The sequence below is a fragment of the Bradyrhizobium sp. UBA2491 genome, assembly GCF_002341725.1.
In the GTDB taxonomy this organism is placed as follows: domain Bacteria; phylum Pseudomonadota; class Alphaproteobacteria; order Rhizobiales; family Xanthobacteraceae; genus Bradyrhizobium.
Window position 1 is genome coordinate 153,921 of record NZ_DDOP01000079.1, and the last position, 18,749, is coordinate 172,669.

The 18,749-nt window shown below is 65.7% G+C and carries 5 protein-coding genes; 2 read left to right on the top strand and 3 right to left on the bottom strand.

Annotated features, from left to right (window positions below; translation table 11 throughout):
* Positions 1 to 4 precede the first annotated feature (4 nt).
* The 3 genes from B2W55_RS27380 to B2W55_RS27390 are packed head-to-tail and all read right to left on the bottom strand — an operon-like array spanning position 5 to position 5,287.
* Positions 5 to 712, bottom strand: a complete 708-nt coding sequence (locus B2W55_RS27380) for a hypothetical protein (protein WP_152537191.1) — start codon at positions 710 to 712, stop codon at positions 5 to 7.
* An 8-nt stretch (positions 713 to 720) separates the two neighbouring features.
* Complete coding sequence (gene gspD, locus B2W55_RS27385; RefSeq protein WP_029878878.1) at positions 721 to 3,087, bottom strand: type II secretion system secretin GspD; 2,367 nt, start codon at positions 3,085 to 3,087, stop codon at positions 721 to 723.
* A gap of 58 nt (positions 3,088 to 3,145) precedes the next feature.
* Positions 3,146 to 5,287, bottom strand: coding sequence for a hypothetical protein (locus B2W55_RS27390; RefSeq protein ID WP_024579792.1), 2,142 nt, complete (start codon positions 5,285 to 5,287; stop codon positions 3,146 to 3,148).
* Between the two features lie 414 nt (positions 5,288 to 5,701).
* Here B2W55_RS27390 and B2W55_RS27395 point away from each other — a divergent pair, with 414 nt between their 5' ends.
* Positions 5,702 to 6,193 (top strand): hypothetical protein, encoded by a 492-nt coding sequence (locus B2W55_RS27395; RefSeq protein WP_145987178.1) that lies wholly within the window; start codon positions 5,702 to 5,704, stop codon positions 6,191 to 6,193.
* 353 nt (positions 6,194 to 6,546) lie between these two features.
* A complete protein-coding gene (locus B2W55_RS27400) occupies positions 6,547 to 18,522 on the top strand; it encodes a filamentous haemagglutinin family protein (RefSeq protein ID WP_081725937.1) in 11,976 nt (3,991 codons plus the stop codon).
* The last annotated feature ends 227 nt before the right edge of the window (positions 18,523 to 18,749 follow it).

Sequence of the window (18,749 nt, forward strand, 5' to 3'; positions counted from 1 at the left end):
CGCTTCATCGCGCTCGGGGCTGAGCGTTTCGTTCCCGGGACTGCCGGGTCGTTGCCCGGTCGTCCGGTTGAACGTCGAGCCCGGAGAGCCACCGCTCGTCGGGCGATGCCGCAGGCGGGCGATGGGCGGGTCGATCGGTCATGATCGTGCCCATGGCGCGTAGATCGTCGGGCGTCAGCCATGCGATCTCGTGGGCATGTGTCGTCACCATCTGGCCGATGATGCGTGGCGGCACGCCGAAACCGCTCGCGAAACGAGCCATCGCGATGGTCGCCTCTTCGGTTTGCGCGGTTTCATGACCGAACTTGTCCGATACGCCGTGGACGCCGATTGCGGCGTCGTAGCTGGCGAATTTCTCGTTTCCCGCGGCGAACACGATGAAGCAGGCGGAGGCACAGCGCGATCCGGCCGCGACCATGGTCGGCAGCTTCGCCCTGCGGATCAGGCCGGCCAGCTTGACTGCCTCGGCGAGGCTGCCGCCCGGCGAGTCGAGCCGCACTGCCGAGATCAGCCGGTCGCCGTCGTTGGCGGTCTTGATCAGCGCTTCGGCGGCCTCCGTATCGCCCGCAGCGACGTCGCCGCCGAGCGTAAGAATGGTGACGTCGTCCTTCAGGGTCACGATGCTCAGCTCGGCGGCCGCCGCGGCCGTGCCGACGAGCGCCGCTCCGAGCAGCGTCAGCATGGATGACAGCATCGCGACCGGCGATTTCAATCTTCACCTCACTTGCGCGCGACCGGTGCCGGTGCCGCGGGCACCGTGCCGAAGCCGGAGGGGGCGCGCCGCATGCTGTCGAGGCGCTCGCGGAATTCCTCCGCAACCACCTGGGCGTCGTGCGGATTACGCACGATCTTGGTGGTGACGAAGACGATGATCTCCGAGCGGGTCTTGCTGTCGTTCTTCTGGCTGAGCAGGTCGCCCAGATACTTGATCTCGTTGAGGCCCGGCAGTCCCGCCACCGTGCGCTCGTCGTCCTCCTTGATCAGGCCGCCGAGCAACGCGGTCTGGCCGCTGCTGGTGGCAATCGTCGAGTGGATGCGCCGCTGCGAGATGGTGGGCGTCAGGTTCTGGGCACTCGCGCCGGCGGGATTGACGACGTTGGAGACTTCCTGCTCGATCTCGAGCTCGATCGAGCCGTTCGGATGCACGTGCGGCAGGACCTTCAGGATGATGCCGGTGTTCTGCCGGCTGATGCTGCTCACCACGTTGAGCCCGGTGACGGTGCTGCCGGTCGAGATCGGCACCTGATCGCCGACCTCGAGGATCGCGGGCTCGTTGTCGGCGACCACCAGCGAGGGCGCCGAGAGTACCTTGACGGTCGTCAAGGTAGAGAGCGCGTTCAGGACCAGCTTGGGATTTGCTTCGGCGCCAAGCACGGCATTGAACCCGGGCAGCACGCGCGAGAGCAGGGCGGTTTGCGTCGCGGACTGTGCAGCGGCAAACAGGCCAACGGATCCCTTGTCCTGTCCGGCGCCGGCGTTGGCGCTGGTCAGGTAGGCCTGCACGCCATATTGCAGAGCGTTCGTCAGCGTGACCTCGGCGACCATGGCGTCGACGGCGACTTGCAGCCGCGGCCGGTCGAGCTGCTCCAGCGCGCGCTCGATCACGACGTAATCCTCCTGGTTGGAGTAGACCATGATCGCGTTGGTCGATTTGTCCGCGGTGATGCGGACATTCTGGAAGATGCCACGCGGAAGGCTGCCCAGATTGGCTTGGCTGGGGCCCGTCGTATCCTGGTCGTCGTCCTTGCGGTCGCCGAATCCGACCTGGGTCTTGTTCGCATTGCCTGAGCTGTCGGTACTGCCACCCGTCGTGGTGGTGCTGGTGCCTTGAGTGTTGTTATTGTTGTTGCTGCTGAACGTGCCGCTGCCGAGCGAATCGAGCCGCGACGTCGTTCCGTTCTGTCCGGGCGCGGTGGCGCTGGTCTGGTTGTCGCCGCCCGCTTGCGAGGAAGAGCGGCCGACGAACATCTCGTTGAGGATACGGGCAATGTTGCGGGCGTTGCCGAAGCGCAGGCTGTAGACGCGGACCGTGGTGCCGGTCGGGTCGGAGCGGTCGAGCCGCCGCACCCATTGGGTGGCGCGTTCCAGTATCTTGCTGTTCTTGCTCACCACCAGCACTGCGTTCATGCGCGTCACCGGCTGGAACTTGATGACGCCCTGGCCCTGACCGCCCTCGGCGGTATCGAACACCTTGTCGAGCTCGCGGATCATGGTCTCGGGCGCGGTCGATTTCAGCGGATAGAGCCCAACCGATTGGTTGCGCAGCCATTCCACGTCGAGCTCGCCGATCACGCCGACCGCGGCCTGGCGCTCGGAGGCGGTGCCCTGAATCAACAGCACATTGCGCGCCTGGTCGACGCGTACGGCACCCGGCCGCGACAGGAAGTTCTCCGCGGTCTTGGCGATTGTCGCAGCGGATACGTAGCGCAAGGGCACGATCGAAACGCCGTAGCCGGGCTGTCCGGCGCCGAAGCCGGCGACGCCGGCACCGGCGGCTTCCGGCAGCGGCACGATCTTGATCAGATTGTTCTCCCGCACCACTGCGGCATTCATCATGCGCAACACGCTCTCGAAGAGCGGCAGCACGTCCTTGCGCGGGATCCTTTGCGCAGAAGCCAACGTGATCACGCCCTGCACGCGCGGGTCGATGACGTAGTTGAATCCGAGGCCGTCGCCGATCACGGACTTCACCACCGTCGGGATATCGGCGTTGTCGAAGTTCAGCTCGACGCCGCTGCCTTCGGCCATGACATCGCTGTCCACCGCAGTCGCCACGCGCGTCGCTGCGGTCGTGCCGACTTCGCGCGACGTCTGGTCCGGTGTTGGATTCTGATCCGTGCCTGGAAACACCATGGGCTGTGCCGCACGCGCCGAAGCCGTCGCGCCGGACGTCCCGCCGAGCGGACCGGTCCAGCGCGCGCGCAGATCGGCATCGCGGATCGGATCAGTGACCTGATCACGGCCCGGCAGATCGACGCTCTTGTCGATCATGCAGCCGCCCAGCAGGCCTCCGATCGTGAGCCACAGGCCAACCATGACGGTGAGCGACGCCGCGCGCGGGAGACGGGATCGTTCGGGAAGCTGCACGTATGTTCTCCCTCTGCGCGCGTCGCGGGGATGTGCCCGCGGCGCCGGCGGCTCTGTGTCAGTGTGCATCGCTTGCCGCCTTCCACGGACGAACGGCGGGCGCGAGACTGCTACCCGCGAGGTCCTCGACCGCGTTGATCAGCGCCTCGGCGCGGCCGACCAGGGCGCGGGCAGAGGCGGCATTGATCGACCGGTGCGCGAACGCTGTGCCGTCGAGCTGTGCGTTGATCTCGCGCGCCAAGGCGTCGCGTCTGTCGGTGATCGCCCCGATCGCATCGAGATAACGCTGATAACTGGTGTCGCCGGCCTGAATGGCCCCGGTTGCCAGCGCGAGGCTGTTGCGGCTGAGCTGACCGAGCGGATCGTTGAGGCTCTTGTAGGCGCGAGCCAGGCCCGCGTAGGCGTCGCGGCCACTCGCGAGTTCGGTCGGCAGGGCGTTGCTCTCGAGCATGTCCACCAGCACTACGCCATCGTGGACGTAGCGGTCGGTCAGGCCCACGAGCGCGAGCATCGTGGGGCGCAGGTCGGCATGATGCGAGGGGATTGCCGCCGTCTCGCCAAGCTGAGCGACGCCCGGACCCGCCATGCCGAACCAGCTGCCGGCAAGGACCTGCTGGATGTCGCCGCCTACCCAACTCACATCCGAATCGATCGCGATGCAGGCAGGCGGCGCGGCGCAATCGGCGCGGCTTGCCGACGCTCGGTAGATATAGGCGGGATCGCCAAACATGATCAGGTTTGGCGTGCGCGCGGGGCTCGCCGTGATCATGTGCATGAGCTGCATTTGCGCGCGGTCGGCGAGCATCGCCGCCAGCCGGTCGGTCCTGCCGGTCAGCGGATTGAGTGCGCTGAGCTTGCCGACATCTTGCGAAAACACGCGCGTCAGTGGATCGGTGGAAGCTGGATTGCCGTGGATGTAGAAGGGCGGGGCGCTACTACTTTGGATGTCGAACGCCGTCACGTTGCGGCGCTCGGTCGCAAGCAACCGATCGAGGGCGGCGTCGATCGCGCCGATCGAGCGATAGCTGCACGGCTGCGTGCGGCCGTCGCATGCGGGCGGGCTCGGTGGCCCGCCGAAAAACCGGTCGTTGCCCGTGGGCACGACAATGAACAGCGTGTTGCCCGTGTTGATCCCGCTCACGGCGAGCCGTTCGATGAATGCCTTAAACGCTGCGTCGTCGTCGGCGAGCCTTGCGACGTGATCGCGCTCGCCGGGGCCGTAGGAGCGCCGGCGCGCGGCGGCAGCCGGAGGTTTGTGCGCGTCGCCAATTGCCACATAGACCACGGGCACGCCGGCCTCCAGCATCGCCGCGGCATAGCCGAGCGACTGCGTGGAGGTCGTCTCGGACGGACCGGGGAAGCCTGAATGGCCAGCGTCGTCGGCGATGACGTCGCCGCCGAGATCCGTTACCGGCCCGTTGGGCGAGATCACCGGCTGCACATGACGGTCGCCGAACAGCGTAGCGAAGCCGGCGTAGCCGCCAGGCTCGTCAGGCAGCGGATCAGGCCGCGCATGCACGTTGCCGCATAGCAGGCTGCCGCGGGCGCAGTGGATGGCGATGCCGAGCAGATCCGCGCGCGCCTGCTTCGGATCGCCGGCCGCCGCGCGTGCATCCGATGCTCCGAGCACGGTCGCCACATCCGGGCCGAGTTGCTGTAACGTCAGGCCCGTGACTGCGAATGCGCCGACATCGCAGCCGGCACGGGTGAACGGCACCCACGGCGCCGGGGCCATCTTGCCGGTGTCGGCGAGCATCAGTGGCTTGCCGTCGCTGCCTGTGGCGGTCCAGTAGGCCAATGCGCCGGCAAATCCGATGCTGCCGTCGCCACGGAACGCGGCGCTGCTGTCGCCGATCGGCACGCCCATTCGGTCGCCAAACAAGCCGGTCAGGATCGTGAGGGTGTCGGGCGCCCTTTGCGCCAGCGGCGAGGTCTGATGGTTGCTGGCGATGATCCCGTCGCGCTGCAGGAAACTCCGCAAATGCGGCATCTGCTCGAGATCGGACGGCACATTCGGATTGTCGCGACGCAGATGCACGTTGTCGAGCTGGATGTGGACCACACGCGTAATTGTGCCACCGCGCGAATGCAACTCGCACGCGGCCAGCGCCTGCCCCGCCCCGACGCTGCACGCCAGGGCCAGGAGCACGGCGCCGAGCAGCAGCGGCGCGAGGCCGGCAGGGATGCAACTCGAACGCATGACGCCACGCCTTTGATATCGATGTGCTTCTTCTCGACCGTCTCGGGTGTCGGCGGAAAGCCGCGGTAACGGCAAGATGCCGTCCACCGGGCCGTGTGGAGTGTGTTCGGCTTCAATGACGTCGGCGTAACAACAGTCTCCGCTCCGCGCGCATGACGACAATGTGCAGTTGTGATTCGTGTTCACCGATTTGACGCATACAGGCTGCCGCGCGTAGCTTCTTGCCTTGCGCGCGAACGAGGGCTTGCAACGCACACGGGCCTGACGCAGTTTGATTGTGGCACGCGTTGATGACGGCCTGTCGAGGGCTGCGCAGGGAAGCGCATGAGCAGATCCATAAGCAGCAAAACTGGGAACGGCAGAACGAGCGGCAGGCGCATGTCGATCGCGCGGCAAATGCAGATGCAAGTGTCGATGGCCGTCGCGCTTTGGCTGTGCGCGCCGTTCGCCTACGCGGCAGACGCGCCATCGACCAACGGGGCTGTCGCCAACAATCCGGTGCAGTTGCAGCCGCTCCAGCAGCTGAATGCGACCACGGAGCACCCGCTGTTCTCGCCGACGCGACGGCCGCCGCCGAAGCCGGTCGCGGCTGTGGCGCGGCAGGAACCACCGCCGCCGCCACCTCCGCCGCCGAGCGTGGTTGTGCTCGGCATCGTCAGCGAGAACGGCGATGGGCGCGCCGCGATCCGCGCTGGCGGCAACGGCGACAAGGTCATCCGCGTGCGCACCGGCGACGATGTCAGCGGCTGGAAGGTCGAGCGGGTCGAGCCGCGCCGGCTGGTCCTGACCCAGGGCGAACGCTCGGTCGATTTCGGGCTGTTTGACGGTGCTGCAAAGGCGGCAAAGGCCGCAAAGCCGCCGGAACGCCGGATCCCGCGGCCGAAGGTCTCAGCCCCTGGCGGCTGACTCCGCAGCCAGCGACGAGCGCAACGGCATTCGAGTCATCGTTTCGCGCTTCGCTATAGGCTCTTGAATTACTGCCGGGTTTTCAGTTCACCGTGACCGCCGGTTCTGGTTCTCCGCATAGTTGAAAAATTTCTTCATCGAAGCGCTTCGCGTTAGGCCGCCTCAAACTGTCTTACAGAGTGGAGAGGCGTCCCGAGTTCGTCGGGCGCGTCCGCTTGGATGCGAGCGGGCGCACCGATGGCCTTGCGCGCTTCTGGTCGATCTGTCGGCATCGCGCCAGGCTGAGTTCCGGCATGGCCGATGCGTTGTTGTGGATGCTCGATTCGTATCACTTGCTGCATTGAGAGGCCTGCATGAATTCGCTACCCCGCGCTCGTCCCGGTTCGCGCCGCACTCTGTTTCTGGCCGGCGTGAGTTCGGTCGCGATCGCGGTGAGCTCGTCCGCAAGCGCACGCCCGTTTGGCACGTGGGGGGTGAACACCGCGGCGACGCAGGTGGCGACGGACGCGGCGCAGGTCGCGGCACAGCAAGCGCAACAAGCGGCCCAGAATAGCCAGCAGTCGTTGATGCGCGCGACGCGGGCGATCCAGGCCTTGCAGGCAATGCAGACCCAGGCGCGAAACGTTTCCGCGAGCGCGCCGAGCACGATCCCGAACGGCCTCAACGTCGGCGGCCTGGTGCCGGACAGCGGCCTCAAGGCGACCGGCATCGCCAATCCCGTCACCACCTGGGTCGGCGCCAACACGCCGACCCAAACCACGAGCGGCGGCAAGTCCACCGTCAACATCGACCAGACCCAGCCGCAGGCGCTGTTGAACTGGCAGTCGTTCAACGTCGGCACGGGTACGATTGTCAATTTCAACCAGCGTGGCAACGCCAGCTGGGCCGCGCTCAACAAGATCGCGGCGGGCGCCTCGCCGAGCCAGATCCTGGGCTCGATCAAGGCCGATGGCAGGGTCTACCTGATCAACCAGAACGGCATCATCTTCGGCGGCACCAGCCAGATCAACGTCAACACCCTGATCGCCTCGACGCTTGATCTGGACCCCAGCTTGACCGGGAGCAATTACAAAGCCTACTTGCAGGGCGGCCTGTTCCAGAGTTCGCTGCCTACCGGAGTGACGAACGGACTGAACGCTGCGGTCTTCAACCAGGGCAACAATGGCAAGATCGTCGTCCAGCCCGGCGCCGTGATCGATACCACCGGGCAGGTCACTTCGAGCGGAAACGGTGGCTATGTAGCGTTGCTTGCCGACGGCGGCATCAGCAATGCCGGTAGCATCACCACCCAGAACGGCCAGATCATCCTCGCCTCGGGCGGAGCCGTGACCCTGGTCACGCCGACGGCGAGTGTGGTTGGCGTCAAGACAGCGATGCAGGTGCTCACCGGTAGATCGGCCACTCCGGTGGCTGGTAGCGGCGTTGTCCGCAACGAGACGACCGGGCTGCTTGTCTCCAACGACGGCGCCGTCACGCTTGCGGGCGGATCGATCAGCCAGCTCGGCGCCATCGTCGCCACCACCAGCACCACGCGGACGGGCTCGATCGCTCTGAGCACGCTGTGTCAGCTCGGCTGCGGGAACGGCACTGACGGCAACGTTGTGCTGGGGGCGACGAGCCTGACCTCCATCCTGCCGGACGAAGCCAGCACCACGCTGCCTACCTCGACCGTCAATTCAACCACCACGGCGAATGGCACCAACGGTGCGACCGCCCCGTATTTCCAACAGGTGTTGCAGCCGCAGATCAACATCAGCGCTCAGGGGAATGTCGACGTCCAAGGTAGTGGCGCAGGTCTCGGCGGCGCGCTGATCAAGGCGCCGGGCGCGGCGCTCACCATCAGTGCCGGGAGCGGCGGCACGACGAACGCCGTCCTGCTCGAACCGGGCAGCACCATCGATCTCTCCGGCATCGCCGGCGTCACCTTGCCGATGTCGACCAACCTGGTGACTTTCAAAATCACTGCGGCCGAGGTGGCGGACACGCCGTTGGCGCAGGGCCTGATCGGCCAGACGGTGACCATCGATCTGCGCCTGAGCGGCACCCGCGCCGACGGCTTCCAGTGGGTCGGCTCGCCGATCCTCACCGCGGCCGGCTATGCCGGGCTGATCCCCCAGAGCATCGACCAGATCCTCACCAGGGGCGGCACCCTCAACACGTCGGCGGGCAACGTGATCCAGCAGCCGGGCTCCGTGATCAACGTCTCGGCCGGCTACGTGCAATATCTCGGCGGTATCATCAACACCACGCGGCTGCTCGGCGCCGACGGGCGCACCTACAACATCGGCAATGCCAATCCGAACATCTCCTATGTGGCGATTGCCAACGGCTTCGTGGTCAACCATCCGCGCTGGAATGTCACCGAGGTCTATGTCAGCCCGCTCGGAGGCTCCGGCGCGTATTATGAGGCCGGCTACATCGCCGGCGCCAATGCCGGCGCCGTCAACGTCACTGCCAGCGCCCCAATTCTCGAAGGCGATATCGTAGCCGACGTCACCGCCGGCAAGCGCCAGCGCGCAGGCCTCGATCCGATGCCCATCGGCGGTTCGCTGGGCGTCAGTTTCGTCGGGAATGGTGGCCCCAGCGCGTACAATGTGGCGCTCGAGCCGCAGGCGGACGCAGGGCCGGATCCATACGGGCTGAGCACCTTCAGCTTCGCCAATGCGTCGACCTGGATGCCGGCGCTGACCAACGGCATCTTCCCGCTGTTCTCTGATGTACTGTCGAATGCCTCGCTCAACGCCATCTCGATCAAGGGCGCGAGCCAGCTCAACATGCCGACGGATGCAGTGCTGGTGGTTCGACCTGGCGGAAGTATCACCCTCGACGGGGTGTCGACCATCGACGGTGTGCTCAGCGCGCCGGGCGGCAACATCAGCCTGACCGGCTTCACCTATGGTGCCAAGACGCCACCGCAACAGCCGCCGACGCCGGCGCTGGTGATCGGGCCCAACGCGGTGCTGGACGTGCACGGCCTCTGGGTCAACGATACCGGTCTGTCCGCGGATCGGTTCCAGGGGCCGGCCTACGTCAATGGCGGTAGCGTGAGCATTGCGACGGTGGCCGCAAGCAACGGGCCAAGTTCGGAAGATGGCGCTTTCACGGACGTCACCCAGAGCATCGTGTTGACACCCGGCAGCGTCATCGATCTGTCCGGCGGAGGCTATGCCGGCTTGACCGGCAAGCTCAAGACCGGGTCCGACGGCCTCCCGATCGGCAAGGGCGGCAGTTTGACTTTGACAACCTATCTCGGCGGATTTCCCGGCAGGATCGCGGGCAACGGTCAAGGGACCAACCCGTTTAACGTCGTCCCGCACGGCACCAACCCGGACGGCAGTGTCAACCATCCAAATCAAGCCAACATAATTCTGGGCGCTACGATCTACGCAGGCGGCTTTGACGGTGGCGGCACGCTGTCGCTGCAAGTGCCGACGGTCGTCATCGATGGCACGGCCGGGCAGGTTACGTCATATCTCTCCGGTGCAACGGCCAATGCGCTTGCCGACGTCGCGGTTTCCGGCATTGCCGTATCGGACGCCAAGGCCGGCCAGCTGGTTCTGCCGCCCTCATTCTTCACCGGCGCCTTCTCGCAGTACACGCTGTCCGACATCAACGGCGGCACGACCGTCACGGCCGGCACGCAGCTGGTGTTGCGGCAGACCAATTTCTTGCCCACCGGCCATGAGATGCAGATCCCGACTGGGACGTTGGTGCGCAGCTTTGTATCGGTCGGGCAGTTGCTGGACGGATTGCGCCAGCCGGTCGGTCTGACCCTGAATTCCCAGACCGGCATTCTGGTTGACACCGGGAGCAGCATCGTCACCGATCCGCAGGCGACCGTCACCTTGAATGCTGCGGCAATCGCGCTTTCAAACGGTGGCACGGGCACGTTCGCGGCGACCACGGTCCTCGGCAGCATCGTCGCGCCGGCCGGTACCATCAACATCTCCGGCAACGGAGTCCGGATCGGCGCGACCGCCGATCTCGATGTCAGCGGCACCTTCGTGCCCAATCCTCAGGTGGTCGCCTATTCCACCGGCACGGTGCTGGGTGGTGGCACCATTACGCTTGCAAGCACGTTTGTGAACGCGACTTCGGACAACGTCCCGGTCGTGGTGGAGCCCGGAGCCCGGTTCGATCTGCGGGGCGCGGCGGTTTCGGCTGCCAGCAACCTGATCCAGCTGCCGCAGGGCGGGGTGGCGCCGCGTCTTGTGGGACAGGCAGCCTGGAGCAATGGTGGCAGCCTGCAGTTGCTCGGTACCGAGGTTTACTTCGCCGGCACGGTCGACGCATCTGGCGGCGCGCCGCTGGCGTCCGGCGGCAGCTTGACGATCGGGAACGCCAACAACTTTCCCACCGCGATCGTGATCGAGTCCGCTGGAGTCGTTGGGGCAAATCTGCCGGCCCCGAATGGATCGCTCACGCCGGGTGTATTCATCGGCGCTGATACGCTCAGCGGCAGCGGCTTCGATTCCGTCACCTTGAATACGCAAACCATCGCATTCGCGGGTTCGATGAACGTAGCGATCCCCGGTGCGCTGACACTGAATGCAAGTTTCGGAAATATCGTGCTGCTGCCGGCAAGCAGTGGGCTGCTGCCGTCAGGCGTTGATCTTAGCAACTCCAGCAATAATTTCGGGCTCGGCAGCATCCCGAGCATCGGCGGCGCGGTCGTGAACCTCGATGCGGGCTATGTTCGCGTTGTCGGAAAGACCACTCCTGGGACGTTTGCGGTCCCGCAGGTTGCCGACGGCACGCTGAATATCTCGGCTCGGTGGATCGACCTGCAGGGCGCGATCGCGCTCGACAACGTCGTCAATACAGGTTTCACCAGCACAAGCGCGATCCGGCTGTTGCCCGACAACTATGGCGCGATCGGCAGCAGTAACAGCAGCGGTCGATCGACCTTCGTCGGCGCTCTGATCGTGCCGGGCAACCTGACGTTGCGGGCGACCGAGATTTATCCGGTCAGCAATACCGACTTCGTCTTGATGTCGACCGGCACACAGGGCTCCTCCAGCACCATCACCATCGTGCAGAACGGTGTTGCCACGGCACCGCTGTCGGCGGGCGGCGGCATCATCGTCAGCGCGCAGAACATCGTGCAGAACGGCACGCTTTGGGCACCGCTCGGCAGCATCGTCCTCGGCGTTACGGATGCCAGCCAGGTTCCGGCCGGTTTCGGGAACATCTCCGGTCTGATAGGTGCGGGCAACTTGTTTGTTACAGGCGCGTTCGCGCCGACCAAGAACGTCACGTTGGGGACGGGCAGCCTGACCTCCGTCTCGGCGGCCGGCCTTGCGATTCCGGATGGCTACACCGTCGACGACACGACCTGGTACCGGGGCACGTCCGGTAACGCAAATGTGCCGCCGGTGCTGACGGCGCCGCCGGCCAAGTCGATCAGCCTGTTTGGCACCACCGTCACCACCAGCTCCGGCGCGGTGCTCGACCTCAGTGGCGGCGGCGACATCTATGCCACCGAATATGTGGCGGGCACGGGCGGTACGCGCAATGTGCTCACGACCTACCAGCAGAACCCGGCAACCGCCGCGATCACGCCGACCTATTCCGACGGACGGCAGGTCTATGCGCTGGTGCCGAGCTATCTGGCGAATGTGGCCGCGTACGATCCCAACTTCGCCGACACCCCCTATTACTCCGGCACGGCGGTGCCGTCCGGCGCCAGCGTACCTTACGCCAACGCGATCAGCCCGGGCCAGTCGGTGACCATCGCCGGCGGCAACGGCATCCCGGCCGGTACCTATACGCTGCTGCCGGGCATGTATGCGACATTGCCCGGCGCTTACCGCGTCGTGCAGGTGGCGAACAATGTCAATCCGGGCGCGGCCAAGAGCTTCACCAGCCCGGACGGCTCGCAATATGTCACCGGCACCCTCGGCAATTCGCTTACCGGCGCGCAATCGTCGCAGTCCGCCACGTTCCAGCTACAGTCGCAGGCGGTGTGGTCGAGATATTCGCGCATCGACATCACCTCAGGCACGACGTTCTTCCGCAACCAGGCACTCGCCGCGGGCAAAGCTCCGCCGCCCTTGCCGATCGACGGCGGCGTGCTGGTGCTCGGTGCGATCGACTCCCTCAACCTGGCGGGCAAGAACCTGTTCGGACCCGGCACCAGCAGTCTCGCGCCAGGCCTCGTCGGTGGCGGCGGCCAGGTCCAGATCGGCGGCAGCAACATCCTGATCCTGGCTGGCGACAAGGCAGTGCCGGCGGACGCTTGCCTGAGCGGCAGCGCGCCCGGCTGCACGAGCTCGGCGAAATACCTTGTGCTCGATGCCGACCAGATCAGCGGCCTCGGTGCATCCTCGGTGCTGATCGGCGGCACCGCCCAGGTCGTCAATGGCGTCCAGAACATCGCAGCCACCGCACTCAATCTCGAGATCCTGACCGACGCGGCGCATCCGCTCACGGGCCCCGAGCTTGTGCTGGTCTCTTTGGGCGGCGGCGGCCGGGGCGTGGTGGTCGATGCCGGCAGCGTGGTGCGCGCGGTCGGCACGGTGCCCGGCGGCACCGATCGTGACATCAGCTTCGGCGCCAATCCGGTCGCGCAGTACAACAATGGACAGCTGACCGGGTACACCGCGGGCGTGACCGGTGACGGCGCGATGCTGCGCGTCTCCAACGGCACCGCGGTGAACGTGACGCGGTACTTCGTGCCCGGCCAGTACAGCGGACCGGGCACGCCGCCGAGCAGCTCGACGCCGCAGGGCGCCTTCTCCATCGGCGCCGGCGCGGTCATCGACGGCGGCAACGCCCTTACGCTGGACAGCAGCGGCAACGGCGCGCTGGCCTCGAGCGCCGTCCTGACCGCGAGGAACTACGATATCGCCGGTTCGGTCATCAATGTCGGCGGCGGCTCGTCCGGCGTCGTGCTGAACACTGCGGTGCTGGCGAACTTCAACGACGCGGTCTCGGTCCGCCTGCGCAGCGCATCGGTGATCAATCTGTATGATGCCGGCGGGCTTCAGATCGGCGATGCCAGTCATCCGATCGGCACACTGACCTTCGACAGCGCCGGGCTGTACGGCCAGGGCGGCGCCACCACCGTCAACGCCGGCAACATCGATCTCGCCAACAGCCGCGGCGTTACCGGGACGGGCATCGCCGGCGCCGGCGGCACGCTGACGCTGAACGCCAGCGGGACCGTCACCGAGGATGTCGGCGCCAAGAGCTTGGGCGGCTTTGGCCAGGTCACTCTGAACGGTGGCCAGGCCATCGCATTCACCAGTGCTGGCAACCTGGATGCCGGCACGGCGAGCGTGCTGCTGTCCGCACCGGTGATACTGGTCAACGCTGGCGCCAGCCAGTCGCTGGTCAGCCGCGGCGCCGTGAGCCTGGTCACCGGTCCAGGCACTGCGCCCGCGAGCATCGCCTCCAACATCGGCGGCGCGCTCTCCGTCACGGCTGCGTCGATCTTCGATGCCGCGGTCATTCAAGCGCGGTCCGGCAATCTCAGCCTCACCGCGACCGCCGGCGACGTCGCGCTCGGCGCGGGTGCATCGATCGATGCCTCCGGTTCGCGGGTGATGGTCCTTGACGTCGTCAAGGATTCGCCTGGCGGCAAGGTGAAGCTGGTGTCGAACACCGGCAATGTGACCATCGACCCCCAGGCGACGGTCAACGTCGCATCCGCCGGCATCGGTTTCGCGGGCTCGCTTTCGATCCAGGCGGCAGGCAGCGTGATGCTGGGCGGCACGCTCGACGGGCACGCCGCGTTCAAGGATCTCGGCGGCAACTTCACGCTGAACGCCGGCAGCCTAGCGGCGGGCAGCCAGTTGCCGACGAGCTTCACCGGTAGCATCGCGGTCACCCTGCAGCAGGGCGACATCGTGATCGGATCGGTTGCCAACGCGCTGGCGCCGGCCTTGAACGCCGGGCAGATCACGCTCACGGCGAGCAACGGCGGTGTCTACATTTACGGCAGCGGCGATGTGAGCAATCCCGCCAACCAGATCGCCACGCTTGATGCCAGCGGTCTCAACGGTCAGATCGCGCTTTACGGTGCGAATGGCGTGGTGATCGGGGCCGGAACCCGGCTGACCGCGGCCTGGGTCAAGGACGATCCCTCGAATCCGAATTATGGCAACGGCACCTCGATGCTGGTGCAGAACGGCGGCACCATCAAGCTCGGCACCACCGGCACGCCGGACGGCTCGCTGAATACCACCTATGGCTATGAGAACGTGTCTTCGTCCGGTGCGATCACGGTCGCGTCCAATGTCACCTTCGATGTCAGTGGCGGGGCAGGGGGAACCAATATCTCGAACACCGGCGGGCAGGTCATCCTGCGCGCCCCGATCCTGAGCGATGGCACCGTCAATATCAGCTTCAGGGGCAATGTCGTCGACAGCAGCAACGGCGGCAAGCCCGGCGCTGGTGTTGTGGTCAATGCCTATGCAGTGTGGAGCACCAAAGACAGTCCGGCCGAGCTCGACAAGCATTTCGACGGCATCATCGATCCCGCCGGCTTCTATGCGCCGCAGGCTGATGGCACGCCGATACAGGTCGTCTTCCCAACAAGCCCGGACGGCACTGCGTCGATCTATCCGATCTCGACCTACGACATCCCTGCTGCCGGTGCCTACACCCCTCACGTCAATTTCTACCAGAACACGCTGGTCGGTTTCGTGCAGGGCTTCAGCGTCCGCCCGAGGGATTCCGGAAGCTTCGGCAATGTCCAGAACGTGCACTACCGCCCCGAGATCGCTCTGATCAATCCGAACGCGACGATCAACGGCGGCAACATCACGGTCGCCAGCAACTGGAATCTCGGCGGCGTCACGACGCTGGCCACCGCGAGCCAGAATGCACCCCTGACCAACTACCAGCCGGCCTATCGCACCAGCGTCGGCGAGCCCGGCGTGCTGACCTTGCAGGCCATCAACAACGTCGTCATCAACGCCACGATCAGCGACGGCTTCTATGAATCCTCCAGCGCATTCGTGACGGATCCCTCGACCCAGGCCGATCTCGTCGCCAATCTGATCGCCAACAATCCCGCCCAGCAGCCGAGCACCGGGATCTACGAATTCAACACGACTTCGGCGGCGAGCCTGATGGCCATCGTCCCCGGCGTCAACAATGGCTCGTTCTCCTATAATTTTGTCGCCGGCGCGGCGATCGGAAGCGGCGTGCCTCCGGCCAATCCCAATGCCGTGATCCCGCTCCCGGACCCAACCTCCGTCAGCAATCCGCGCGGCAGCGTCATCATCGACGGCCACACCGCGTACGTCAGTTCATTTGGCACCTATGATTCCAATTTTAACTTTGTCTATCCGACGATCGTCATCCCGACCCTCGTGCGCACCGGCACCGGCGCGATCGACATCACTGCCGCCGGTAACGTCGCGTTCATCGATCAGACCGCGCCGGGTGCGATCTACACGGCCGGTCATATCGAGAGCACTCCGGTTGACTTCCGGGCTCCGTCAATGGCCGCGATGTATTTGGCGACCCCGAATGGCCTCGTGGGTCAGCCGAACTGGTCGAGCGGCGGCGGTGCGGTGACCATCAGCGCCGGCGGCTCGATCATCGGCATCGAGACGCCAACCGACGATGGCAACGGCAGCCAGTTTGGCGTCCCGAACGGCCCCACCGGCCAGTTCTGGAGCCCATGGTACTTTGGCTTCGGTCAGGCCACCGGTACAGCGACGCCCTTCTCCAGCTGTGGCATCTTCCTCGCGACTTGCCAGACCGCCGCCTGGATTAACTTCAATACCTTCTTCCAGGGCGTCGGCGCGCTCGGCGGCGGCAATGTCACGCTGATCGCCGGCGGCGATATCGTCGATATCGGCGCTTCGTTGCCGGAAACCCTTGTGGTCGGCGGCGGCACCGGCGTCCCCAACAGGAATGGCAATGTAAACGGCCCCACCGTGACCTATTATGGTGGTGGCAATCTGGCGGTGAAGGCCGATGGCAATCTCCTGAGCAGCAACTTCCTGGTCGGCCGCGGCACCGGGCTGATCCAGGTGGGCGGTTCCGTCACCGTCGATCCGTCGAATCCAATCACCGGTCTGCCGACTGTCCTGCAGCAACTCGACGGCAGCAACAACGTCGCGGGGACTGTTCCGCTGCCGTTGCTGCTCGCGGTGCAGGATGGTTTCGTCAGGATCGCCGCCCGCGGCGCGATTGCGCTCGGTAATGTCTTCGATCCGGCGTCCCTGCCGAGCGACAGCGGTTGGCGCACGCCGTTTGGCGCCATGCCCGGCAGCAACAGTAACGGTGTCCATGATGCATGGAACCAGTACTTTACGACATACGGTCCTGGCAGCGGCGTCTCGCTGACCAGCACCGCTGGGGACGTGACAGCGCTGACCATCGCTAGGGACGACAGTGCGTCGGGCAACACGACTGGGTTGTTCCTCCACAATAACAGCACCATAGGAGCTGTTGGTTTGTTATTGCCGGCGACACTCGATCTGATTTCGCTGCAGGGCAATGTGGATCTCACCGCCGCCACGGCGCAGGCCACTCTCGTTTCTGTTCCGACCCAGGCCGGCGACGATACCGGCACAATTACCCTCGTCGCGGGGCAATCGATTCGCCTCGGAGCAGGGCTTGTGATGCAGGATCCTGCCACGACGTCGTCGCAATACATTGGCAACGGCGCCGGCAGCGATCAATACGGCGGCACAATCGGCTATCGCTCCAGCTACATCAGTCCGCTCGGGCTGGTGCCGCCCAGCCTGACCCAGGCCCTGCATGCGAACGACCCCGACCCGGTCGTGATCGCGGCCGGCCAGGACATCTACGCCGTCAACGCCGCTGCCAACAGCGTTAGCGGCCTGACGCTGAACAAGCCGGCGCGGATCGAAGCCGGCAACAACATCTATGGGGCACTCTCCGGGCCAGGCGTGCTCGCGACCACCAGCAGCGGTCCGCAGACGAATGGCTTCAGCTTCATCGGGCAGAACAACAACGCCGGCGACATCACCAGCATCGTCGCGGGCAACGACTTTGTCGGTGGCAGCTATTACCTCTACGGCCCCGGCACCTTCGTGCTGCAGGCCGGGCGTGATCTGGGGCCGTTCACGGCGTCAGGCACTTCTGCTGCGCAGAATGGCATTGCGACGCTCGGAAACGGCACCTCGTTCGGCAGCGGGTTCAACCAGTCCTCCCAACTCCCCAGATTCTACCTACCGGCGCAGGGCGCCGAAATCGATTTGCTGTTCGGTGTCAAGCCGGGCATCGACTACACAACGGCGATTGCCAATTACGTCAATCCGGCGCAGGCCGGCACCGGCGGCATCGATTTCCTTGCCGACATCGCCTCGATCCTCGGCCAGTCGCGCGACCAGGCCTGGACCACCTTCCAGGGCCTGTCGCCGGCGCGCCAGCAATTGCTGGTCAACCGCGCTTTCCTCGACCTCCTGATCCAGGTCGGCAAGGACTACAAGAATCCGTCGAGCCCGTATTACGGGCAGTATGCCCGCGCCTACGCGGCGATCTCGACCCTGTTCCCCGCGGGCTATGGCTACACGGACAACAACACCGGCGGCGGCAACGGCGCCGCCACCAAGGTCCCGACCGGCAAGTTCAACATCGCGGCGTCGCTGCTCGAGAGCCAGCAGGGCGGCGACATCAACATCATCGGGCCGGGCGGCGGCATCACGGTTGGGCACAGTTCGCTCGATGCGCTGCTGCCGAACCAGGAGGGCATCCTGACGCTTGCCGGCGGCAGCATCCGCGCCTTTGCCAACGACTCGATCCTGGTCAACCAGAGCCGTATCATGACCCAGCAGGGCGGCGACATCGGCCTGTTCGACGCCAACGGCGACATCAACGCCGGCTCGGGACCGAAGACCTATGCCTCCAGCCCGTCGGTCAGCCAGATCTGCGACGTCAACGGCTATTGCGCGGTCAATCCGCAGGGGCTCGTCACCGGCGCCGGCATCGCCGCGCTGGTGACGCTGCCGGGACAGGATCCGACCAAGAGCAACGTGACGCTGATCGCGCCGCGCGGCACCATCGACGTCGGTGCCGCCGGTATCCGCGGCAACGACATCACGCTGGTGGCGCTGGTCGTGCTCAACGCCTTCAACATCACGGCGACCGGCACGGTGACCGGCCTCGCCTTCACGCCGCCGCCGAACACGGTCGCGCTGACCACCGCCACCAACACGACGGCCGCCACCCAGCAGGCCGGCCAGGTGGCGCCGTCCAGGCCCAACGACCAGCCTTCCATCGTCATCGTCGAAGTGCTGGGTTATGGCGGCAGCGGCGGCGAGACGCCCGACGCCAGCGGCGGCGGCACCGGTCAGGGCACATCGAAGAGCGACGACGACAAACGGCGCCGGCCAGGGCAGTAGTCGCTGTTCGCGCGATTGCAATCGCATATGCCGCTGTTGTGGCAGCAGAGCAGTGGGGCCTCATGGTTCGAGACGCGCCGCAAGCGGCGCTCCTCACCATGAGGGTCTGGGATTGTGCCACACAAAACAAGACCTCGTCCTGAAAGGATGTGAGACTCTGTCCTCATCCACTGTCGTCGTCGCCCGGCTCGACCGGGCGACCCAGTACGCCGCGGCCTATCGGCTCA